Genomic DNA, 9,621 nt, shown 5'->3' with positions numbered 1-9,621 from the left:
CAGAAAGCTGTTATTGAACAAAGAAAGTTAAATCCTGTGCTTGACTCTTGTGGTTAAAAACAGGACATTTTAAATGGTTTATCGCATAGACATTTTAATTGGTGAATAACACAGTGTTGTAAGCCCAAAATAGAAATGTCCGCTTTTAGAATGTGCACTTTTGCAATTTCCTTAGCGGACGGTTTGATATGTTGGTGTCTATGTCGGATAAAGAACTTAAACGATTGTCGGTCTTGCAGGAAATCTGCGATCAACGCATAACTCAATCCCAGGCTGCTCAGCTACTTCTACTTCATATTTCAGAATGTCAGGTCAGACGCTTACTGCAGAAATACAAAGTTCAAGGTCCAGCTGTATTAGCCCATACGGGTCGTGGCCAAACCAGCAATTCCAGGCTTTCTGAAGAACTCAGACTCAAGTGCCTCAATATTGTTTCTGATCAACTGCATGGTTTCGGACCAACCTTGGCGCATGAAAAGCTTATTCAACAGGAGTTATGGTTCATTCTGACCAAGGCAGTCAGTACTGTAGTCGTGCTTTTAGAGCGCTATTATTGACGAATAACTTTATTCAAAGTATGTCAGGCAGTCTTGCGCAGTACACTGCTCATGTTGGGACAATGCAGTGACTGAAAGCTTCTTTCATACATTGAAAGGTCATGTAATCCATGGCAGTGTGTTTGCCACTCGAAAAGAAGCGAATGCTGTCCTGTTCGACTATATCGAGATTTATTACAATCGAATCAGAATACATTCTGCAAATGGCTGGTTAAGTCCTGAAGCCTTTGAACAAAAATATTGTAAGAATTTAGAGGGATCGAATGTCCATAATACTGTCTAGGATCAGATAAAGGATTCTGCATCTGAAAAAAAGGCCTTTAGCTTAATTCTGAGCTTCGACTAATGACAAAATATAAGACTTCTACCTCTGAAAATTGTAAAAAATCAATTTTTTTGATCTTTAAAGAATGAGGATATAGTATTTGTAAAATTACTTAGCTGCTTAAAACTTAATTCTAATTGGTTAATAGGTGAAAAATGAAATTAGCAGAAGCTCTCTTACTTCGAAGTGATCAACAAAAAAAAATTATTTCACTAAAACAACGTATCAATGCAAATGTATTGGTACAAGATGGTGATAAACCATCTGAAGATCCAAATGAACTATTGAAACAAGTATTTTCTTTAATTCAAGAATTTCAAAAATTAAGTTATGCAATTCATGAAACTAATGCTTTAACAAAATTAAATGATGGTCGTTCTCTACTTGCTTTATTGACTTTGCGTGATGAATTTGTAGAACAGCACAAAACCCTAACTGCAGCAATAAGTAATACATCTCGTGAATCTGATCGTTATAGTACGCGGGAAATAAAGTGGCATAAAGTTATTCCAGTTTCATCATTACAAAAACAAGCTGATGATATTAGTCTTAAATTACGTGATTTAAATGTGTTAATTCAGTCGAATAATTGGAAAATTGATTTGATTGAAGCCTAATACTCCTTTAGATATAATCAAGTTGAACATACTGGGCGAGTACAAGATCCCTTACTTCCACAACATAGGATTGTAAATAAAGTGTAGTGGCTTGCAAAGCAAGTGGATAAGCTTAAAATTTTAAGTACAAATCAATCCATCACTTGGCATAACTCAAATCTTTGTGCGAACAAAGTTACACGTTACTTATAACTACCATGTACTGACAGTATGTTCACCTCAATTACTAAAAATAAAGAAATGAGCAAGCATCAGCTCAACTACATTTCTATTTTTAATTCGGTTCGGCTTTGTTGCATAACGAGCTGAAAAACAGATTTTGAAAACAGCAGATTCAAATCACAAGTGCGACACATTTGTAGTTAGTTGAAAAATTTAGGTGTATTCGTAGAATCATTAGACTTTTTCAACTCGCAATTGGAAAGCACGCAATGAAGAAATACACCCAACTCTCTCAAGATGAAAGTAAGCGTCCGCTGAGCCCCACTTTTTCTCACTCATGAATACCACGATAGTGTCCACTAAATTTTAAGTGGACACCTATTTATGGATTTAAAGACAGTTATAGACAGCACACCAATGCTAAAAAAGCCCCGTCGAACCTTCACGGCTGAATTTAAACATCAACTTATTCAGCAATGCCAGCAGCCAGATACATCAGTGGCTAAGGTCGCAATGCAACATCAGATCAATGCCAATCTGTTGCATAAATGGATTCGTCAGTCCAGATCAATGCCCCTGCATTAACACCCCCTCCATTCCACAGACTGACTTTCTTCCGGTCATGCTTCACCCGACTCCAGTCAAACAAGACGCACCTCCGCCACCTGTGCCGGAGAAGAATGCTGTCGCTCATATCAGGATTCCATTGCATAAGGAACAAAGTTCCGCAAGGGATCAGATGATCGAGATCGACTGGCCAGTGGAGTCAGTAACTGAATTACTGTTGCTGATCCAGGGTTTGACTCAATGATCCGTATTGATGAAATCTGGTTGTCTACCCAGCCCATGGACATGCGTGCGGGTATGGATACTGCCATGGCTAAGGTGTTGAGAGCCTTTGGCTCGATCAAACCGCATTGCGCTTACCTGTTCTGTAATAAACGTGGCCATCGCATGAAAGTGCTGGTGCATGATGGACGGGGATCTGGCTGTGTGCCCGGCGGCTGGAACAGGGAAAATTCCACTGGGCGCAGGTTCACCAGGGTGAAAGCATGGCGATCAGTCTGGAACAGTTACAGTCACTGATCCAGGGTTTGCCTTGACAGCGCATTGGTGGTGACGATGCTCTAAACCAGCTTGGTACATTCTGCTATTCTCCAAACGTTCTATTTCCTCTGCGTCATGACCTCAGGCATACTGCGGTCATTAAAATGCTGCCTGACTTAAGCCAACTGACCCATGAACAACTGCTGGAATTTACCAGACAGCTAGCGCTGCAGCATCAACAACTCGCAGAAGATAAACAACAATTAGATACCAAAGTTCAGCATCTTGAAGTATCAAATCAGCAATTGGATACCAAAGTTCAAAATCTTGAAGCATGCAACCAACATCTCTCTGTTCTCACTCAAAAATACGAGCATGAACTTGCGCTATTTAAACAGTATAAATTCGGTAGTAAAAATGAACATCTCACCGCAAAACAAATCCACCTATGGGACGAAGCGGTTGAAGAAGATATTGCTGCGGTTGACCTGGAACTGGAACGACTGAATGCAGATAAAATGAATACAGCTGCGCAGAAAAGCGGGTATGCACGACTCTAAAATCACCAAAGCGTTCGAATAAGTCTCACCACGGGATACCTGAACGATAGCGCTTCAACAAATAGTCGGTTATCTTTGGCCGTTACTCCAACAGTACCCATTCGTCCAGGTAACAGATCTTTAACCTGTTCCCACTGATCATCTTTTAATGCATAGCGTTTAGTCATGAAAAATTATGAGGACCGGTAAGATTTTCTCAAGCTAATTGATGACACGCCCTAAGAATAAAAAAATATTTATAAAAATAGACGTCTTGCGTTAGTCAAAATTTAAAATTTAAACAGCCAAAAGCTACATATTATAAGGTTTTAGCCAATTCAAAAATTAGGTAAAACGATACTTTCGCAAGAGGTCTAATCTATATTTTTTAGATTTAGCTATACAGAATTTATCATTCTGTATAGCATAGACTTTATACTCTATTAGTATCTAGAGTATAGTAAGAGTCAGACTGCTTAGCTAAAAGTTCAATAAACTGCGGAATTGCACTTGCACTTTGAACCGTACCGGGTTTGTCGGAGACTTTTTTATTTAAGTTAGGCCACCTGACCTAACGGGTTAATCTTATCATAGTACATTGCTTCAAACTCAAAAGGCGACTTGTAACCCAATGCACTGTGTACACGCTCTTTATTGAACCAATCTACCCAGTTGATTGTCGCAAGTTGTACATCCGCTAAACCTTGCCAATCTGCTTTTAAATATTCAATCACCTCTGTTTTGTATAAGCCATTCACTGTTTCAGCCAAAGCATTATCGTATGAATCACCAGTTGTACCGACTGACGCTCGTAAATTTGCTGCTTCTAGACGATTGGTATAGCGAATGGAAAGATATTGCACACCTCTATCGGAATGATGAATTACATTCTTTGGCATACCTCGATCATGCAAAGCTTGTTCTAATGCATCAAGCACCATATCTGTATTCATACGTGTTGATACTTTCCATCCAACAATTGCTCGTGAAAACACATCAATAATAAATGCGGTATAGACCCAACCTGACTTGGTTTGAATATACGTAAAGTCACTGACCCACAGCTGATCTGGATGATCAGCACTAAAATTACGTTTCACTAAATCATTCGCTCGTTTTTGATCATCTCGGCTACGGGTGGTTTGTTTGTTCTTACCTCGCCAAACACCTTGTATACCTAGCTTTTTCATTAATCGAGCAACAGTACAGCGTGCAATAATATAGCCTTCACGTTTCAGTTTTTGCCAGACTTTACGTACACCATACCGACCTGAACTTTCCTTCCAAATTCGTTTAATCTCCTCAGCATGATGCAAGTCATGTAAATCTCGCTTTGCTCGATGTTCTGGATTTTCGCAGAGATCTAGAGTCCGGTAATAGGTTGAAGCTGCGATCGGTAAAATCCTACAAATCGCATCAACACCATATAAGTCTTTATTGTTATGGATGAAATCCACCATTATTTGTGTGGGCGGTCGAGCTCCGCCTGGGCGAAAAAAGCGGCTGCTTTACGTAGAATTTCATTCGCACGTTGCAGTTCTTTATTTTCGCGTTCTAGTTGTTTGATACGTTCTTGGTCTGAAAGCTGCTGTACTTTAACTGGATTTTGTTTATCTAAATATTTTTGATACCAAACACGTAGTGTTTCAGGAGTACAACCCTTGCGCAGTATACTGCTCAGGGAGCAATAGCTGTGATCGCAGCCCAATTCGATGGATAATCTTTCTCGGATTCAATCAATAATTGAACCGCTCTTTCTCTGATTTCAGGGGTATATTTTAATTTTGTCATCGGGATAGTCTCTCAGAATATTGACTCTCCGACAAACCCGGTACGGTTCAGTTTCTAGGTGAAGGTGAGTGGAAACGTAAGAAACATGGACCTGAATATCGTCGCCAATGGCGTAAGCTTCATATTGGCATCGATGCTGAAACCTTGCAAATACGTGCAGTACAGCTTACCACAAATAATGTGAGCGATTCGCAAGTACTCGGTGATTTACTTGCTCAAATTCCCTTAGATGAACGAATTGATTCGGTCTATACCGATGGTGCTTATGACACGAAGCACTGCAGACAAGTCATTCTAGATCGAGATGCACATGCGGTCATTCCGCCAAGAAAAAATGCAAACCCATGGAAAGATCAGAAATTGAGATCTTTAGAGCGGAATGAGTTACTGAAAACAGTTAAACGTTTAGGAAGAACGCTTTGGAAAAAATGGTCTGGTTATCATCGTCGAAGTTTAGTTGAAACCAAGATGCATTGCATCAAACTATTAGGTGATAAATTAACAGCAAGGAGTTTTTCTAGTCAGGTGAATGAGATTCATGCACGCATAGCCGTATTGAACAAATTTACAGAATTAGGTCGTCCTCATACCCAAGTTGTCACTTGAATTCTGTTCAAATGAGCAGAGTGTTGTCTTTTAAATCTTTGTGCAACAAAGCCCTTTAAAATTACATTTAGCATAAAATCTCTTATGCGAAGTCCAATATTAAATTAATCCCTTCACAAGGAAGAAGCTTGCTACAATGACCAATAAAACTGCAAAGCATTTCTTTAACATTGCTGGCGATAAAGCATGTGCCGCCTTCGCACCAAACTTAGCCGTAATGAAACTCATGATGCTAATGCCAATAAATGCATAAATATGCACGTAACCAATGGTATTAGGTACATTAATCTCAGCATTTATACCAAAAATAATAAAACCTAATGCACCAGCGACAGCAATGGGGAATCCACATGCCGCAGATGTTCCAACCGCCTTCTGCATGACCACACCATAGCGATTCAGGTACGGAACCGTCAGACTTCCACCACCTATTCCAAAAATTGCTGATGCAATCCCAATGACACTACCAGCAGCAACTTGTTGACCTGACGACGGTAAAATTTGCGTTGAATTAATTGCTGTTTTAGCATCTGTAAGCATCGTATATGCGACCCAAATCAGAAATAAGCCAACAATGATTTGTAGATGTAACCCTGATATCAAACCAGCAATACCTGCCCCAAAAAAACAACCAATCGCCATTGGTGGAGCTAGATTTTTAAATACAGGCCATAGCACAGCGCCATTTTTATGATGTGCCATTAATGAGCTGATTGAAGTGACAACGATTGTTGCTAAAGATGTACCTAATGCGAGATGCATAACAACATCAGGGTCATAACCCATTTGAGTAAAGACAATAAAAAGCAGTGGTACAATAATCGTACCACCGCCGACACCAAACAGCCCTGCTGCAAAACCAGCAAAAGCGCCGATGACTAAAAAGGTTATAAGTTCCACAATAAACTAACTTTAAAAAGATAAAAGAATTAAGGCATTGAGTTAAGCGTGTTCCAACTGACCCACTTGATGATAAGCACGGTTAAAATACACCAGACTTTCTTCTTGATCGCTTTGTTGAACTTTAAGAACACGACACATGAAAACACTGTGTGTACCGACTTGCTGAATATCTTGAATCTCACAGTCAAAACTGACCAAGGCATCTTTCAAAATAGGTGAACCAGTTTCCATCGTACTCCAATCACCGAGTTTGAAACGATCTTCTGAGCTGAATTTACTTGAAGCAAAAGCATTTGAAAGCTGTTCATGCTGAGTACTTAGTACGTTTACAGCCAAGACTTTATTTTCAACAAAATGGGCATGTGAACGGGAGGATTGATTCATACAGACTAATAACATTGGCGGTGTATCCGTCACGCTACATACGGCAGATGCAGTAAATCCATGCATACCTGTTTCACCCGAAGTCGTAATAACATTCACTGCTGTGGTGAGTAAAGACATTGCATTTCTAAAGTCTGTTGCTTCAATCATCTCTTTCATCTCAAATGTACATATCACGTGCTCGTGCATAAAGCTGGACAAATGGCCTTGCGATGATTTGTTCTGCTTCGCACGAGACTACGTTTGATTAAGCTTCTAGCTCTTTACGAACAATGGCAGCACCTGCGCTTAAAGCTTCAAGTTTGCCAAGTGCCACTTGGCGAGATAGCGGTGTCATACCACAGTTAGTTGAAGGATACAGTTTATCTGCATCAACAAATTGCAATGCTTTGCGTAGCGTATTTGCTACTTCCTCTGCAGTTTCCACTTGAGTGGTTGCCACATCAATTGCACCCACCATCACTTTCTTACCACGGATCAATTCGATTAAATCCATTGGTACACGTGAGTTTTGGCATTCAAGTGAAATAATATCGAGCTTAGATTGTTGTAGTTTCGGGAATGACTCTTCGTATTGACGCCATTCATTACCTAAAGTTTGTTTCCAATCTGTATTGGCTTTAATGCCGTAACCATAGCAAATATGAACTGCAGTTTCACATTTTAGACCTTCAAGTGCACGTTCTAAGGTTGGTACACCCCAGTCATTCACTTCATCAAAGAATACGTTAAACGCAGGTTCATCAAATTGAATAATGTCTACGCCTGCTGCTTCAAGTTCTAAAGCTTCTTGGTTCAAAATTTTGGCAAATTCCCAAGCCAGTTTTTCACGGCTCTTGTAGTGTCCGTCAAAAAGTGTATCAATCATGGTCATTGGACCAGGCAACGCCCATTTAATTGGCTGACTGGTTTGGCTGCGTAAAAATTTCGCATCGTCTACAAACACTGCTTTTTTACGAGAAACTTCACCCACAACTGAAGGTACACTTGCATCATAACGATTACGAATACGCATGGTTTCACGCTTTTCGAAATCTACACCTTCAAGATGTTCAATAAACGTGGTTACAAAGTGCTGACGGGTTTGCTCACCATCACTCACGATATCGATACCTGCAGTGACTTGCTCATGTAATGATAATTTCAAAGCATCACGTTTAGCTTCTAATAATTCTTCGCCTTCAAGCTTCCATGCAGACCATAATTTTTCAGGTTCAGCTAACCAAGACGGTTTTGGCAAGCTACCCGCAGTTGAAGTTGGGAGTAAAAGTTTCGGTTGTGTAAGCGCCATGTCTAATCTTCTTTCTCTAAAATTCGTCAGTCTGTGTGTCAATTCGATGTCTTAAGCAGCTGTTTCGACCTTAAAGTTTGCTGCCCATTCATTTAAAATATCTTGATATGGTTTGATGAAGTTTTCTTCTGTCCATTTACCTTGCTTAACCGCTAACTCACCACGTTCAACACGGTCATAAACGATACGTGTCAGTGAGTAATCGCCATAGCTCAAGCTTGGTTGATACTCCACACCTGCCGGAGAGTTGGTGTTGTAAATTTCAGGACGATAAATTTTTTGGAAGCTTTCCATGGTTGCAATCGCGCTGATCAATTCAAAATCAGTATAATCACGGACTAAGTCGCCAGCGAAATAGAATGCTAATGGTGCATTACCACCTTCTGGTTTGAAGTAACGTACACGTAAGCCCATTTTGGCGAAATATTCATCGGTACGTGAATATTCATCATTTTTGTATTCCACACCCAAAATAGGATGTACGTTGGCTGTACGGAAATACGTTTTAGAGGTTGAAACGCTTAAGCAAATGACAGGTTGTTTTTTAAATTCTGCTTTAAATACATCTGAATTGACTAAATGTTGATAAAGCTTGCCATGTAGATTGCCAAAATCTTCAGGTTTTTCACCTACACCACAACCCAATTGAGGCAATACTACGCTGAAGTCGTAATCACGCACATAAGATGAGAAGCTATTGCCGATCATGCCTTCAATACGCTCCCCTGTTTTATGGTCAATCACTACACTTTTCAGTGTTTCAATAAATGGGAAAGTTTGACCATTACCTTCGATATCAATTTCAGCAGAAATGATGTCAATCTCAAGTGAATAGCGATCACCTTTCGGGTTATCAACGGTTGCCAAGCTATTAAAACGGTTGTTGATCATCGCAAGGGTACGACGCAAGTTTTCTTCACGGCTTTCCCCACGTGCCAAATTGGCAAAGTTTGTGGTTAAACGTGTGCTTTCTGCTGGTGTATAATTCTCATCAAAACGGATACGTTTAATTGAACACTCAAATGCTGTACTCATGGAGATTGCCACCTAAAAATTTTATAAAAAGCTAAATTTCTGAATGGCTGTATTTAAACGTGAATAAGAAAGTGAGTAAAACGATATAAATTCAGCTTAAGATGAGAAATACTCATCTTAATAAATTAAAGATGCTGAGGATTTTTAGTTATTCAGTAAGCTAAGCGGCTATCTAAAATCTTTATCTGAAATTGGTAATGTTTTTTGCAACTCTACCAAAGATAATAAATCTCCAACTATCAAGTATGTGTAAAGGCTTTGTTGCACAAAGATTTGAAATGCAAAGCGCCCCTAATTGAGCCAAATTTAAGGCGTAACTTGGGTAAGTGGTCGACCTAATTCCGTAAATCTGTTAAGGACTGCT

General features: G+C 39.7%; 7 protein-coding genes, 7 pseudogenes and 1 other annotated feature. Of the genes and pseudogenes, 8 read left to right on the top strand and 6 right to left on the bottom strand.

Going from position 1 to position 9,621, the window contains the following annotated elements; genetic code table 11:
- Positions 1-200: 200 nt before the first annotated feature.
- The 7 genes and pseudogenes from ACTL4S_RS15890 to ACTL4S_RS15860 all read left to right on the top strand — a co-directional run.
- Positions 201-482 (top strand): annotated as a pseudogene (locus ACTL4S_RS15890) (ISNCY family transposase); the annotation flags it as partial.
- Positions 476-840 (top strand): annotated as a pseudogene (locus ACTL4S_RS15885) (IS3 family transposase); the annotation flags it as partial. The pseudogenes ACTL4S_RS15890 and ACTL4S_RS15885, both read left to right, overlap by 7 nt.
- Positions 841-1,037: 197 nt before the next feature.
- A complete protein-coding gene (locus ACTL4S_RS15880) occupies positions 1,038-1,499 on the top strand; it encodes a DIP1984 family protein (protein WP_004647839.1) in 462 nt (153 codons plus the stop codon).
- A 546-nt stretch (positions 1,500-2,045) separates the two neighbouring features.
- Positions 2,046-2,246, top strand: a complete 201-nt coding sequence (locus ACTL4S_RS15875; protein WP_004647840.1) for a transposase — start codon at positions 2,046-2,048, stop codon at positions 2,244-2,246.
- A gap of 37 nt (positions 2,247-2,283) precedes the next feature.
- Positions 2,284-2,472: a hypothetical protein gene (locus tag ACTL4S_RS15870; RefSeq protein ID WP_016807214.1), complete on the top strand. Its 189-nt coding sequence runs from the start codon at positions 2,284-2,286 to the stop codon at positions 2,470-2,472.
- Positions 2,469-2,764, top strand: a pseudogene (gene tnpB / locus ACTL4S_RS15865) (IS66 family insertion sequence element accessory protein TnpB). The gene ACTL4S_RS15870 and the pseudogene tnpB overlap by 4 nt, the downstream one beginning before the upstream one ends.
- Positions 2,765-2,866: 102 nt before the next feature.
- A pseudogene (locus ACTL4S_RS15860) lies at positions 2,867-3,250 on the top strand (IS66 family transposase); the annotation flags it as partial.
- Between the two features lie 46 nt (positions 3,251-3,296).
- Here ACTL4S_RS15860 and ACTL4S_RS15855 read toward each other — a convergent pair.
- Positions 3,297-3,435: pseudogene (locus ACTL4S_RS15855) on the bottom strand (IS5/IS1182 family transposase); the annotation flags it as partial.
- A gap of 369 nt (positions 3,436-3,804) precedes the next feature.
- Positions 3,805-5,038: pseudogene (locus ACTL4S_RS15850) on the bottom strand (IS3 family transposase).
- Positions 4,633-4,749: a sequence feature (AL1L pseudoknot), on the bottom strand. (Overlaps the previous pseudogene by 117 nt.)
- A gap of 45 nt (positions 5,039-5,083) precedes the next feature.
- On the opposite strand from ACTL4S_RS15850, the pseudogene ACTL4S_RS15845 reads away from it, so the two are divergent.
- A pseudogene (locus tag ACTL4S_RS15845) lies at positions 5,084-5,644 on the top strand (IS5 family transposase); the annotation flags it as partial.
- Between the two features lie 99 nt (positions 5,645-5,743).
- Here the strand turns inward: ACTL4S_RS15845 and ACTL4S_RS15840 are convergent.
- From ACTL4S_RS15840 to ACTL4S_RS15825, 4 genes are all read right to left on the bottom strand, one after another.
- Positions 5,744-6,544 (bottom strand): sulfite exporter TauE/SafE family protein, encoded by an 801-nt coding sequence (locus ACTL4S_RS15840; RefSeq protein ID WP_313565473.1) that lies wholly within the window; start codon positions 6,542-6,544, stop codon positions 5,744-5,746.
- A 42-nt stretch (positions 6,545-6,586) separates the two neighbouring features.
- Positions 6,587-7,081, bottom strand: coding sequence for a flavin reductase family protein (locus tag ACTL4S_RS15835; RefSeq protein ID WP_004647846.1), 495 nt, complete (start codon positions 7,079-7,081; stop codon positions 6,587-6,589).
- A gap of 97 nt (positions 7,082-7,178) precedes the next feature.
- Positions 7,179-8,222 (bottom strand): methionine synthase, encoded by a 1,044-nt coding sequence (locus tag ACTL4S_RS15830; RefSeq protein ID WP_312587035.1) that lies wholly within the window; start codon positions 8,220-8,222, stop codon positions 7,179-7,181.
- A gap of 51 nt (positions 8,223-8,273) precedes the next feature.
- Complete coding sequence (locus ACTL4S_RS15825) at positions 8,274-9,257, bottom strand: putative oxygenase MesX (protein WP_005105886.1); 984 nt, start codon at positions 9,255-9,257, stop codon at positions 8,274-8,276.
- Positions 9,258-9,621 lie beyond the last annotated feature (364 nt).

Origin of the sequence: Acinetobacter lwoffii, assembly GCF_052078135.1 — a bacterium.
Classification (GTDB): Bacteria; Pseudomonadota; Gammaproteobacteria; order Pseudomonadales; family Moraxellaceae; genus Acinetobacter; species Acinetobacter lwoffii_Z.
The sequence above is the reverse complement of the archived record's forward strand: the minus strand, read 5'-3'. Positions and strand labels throughout refer to the sequence as shown.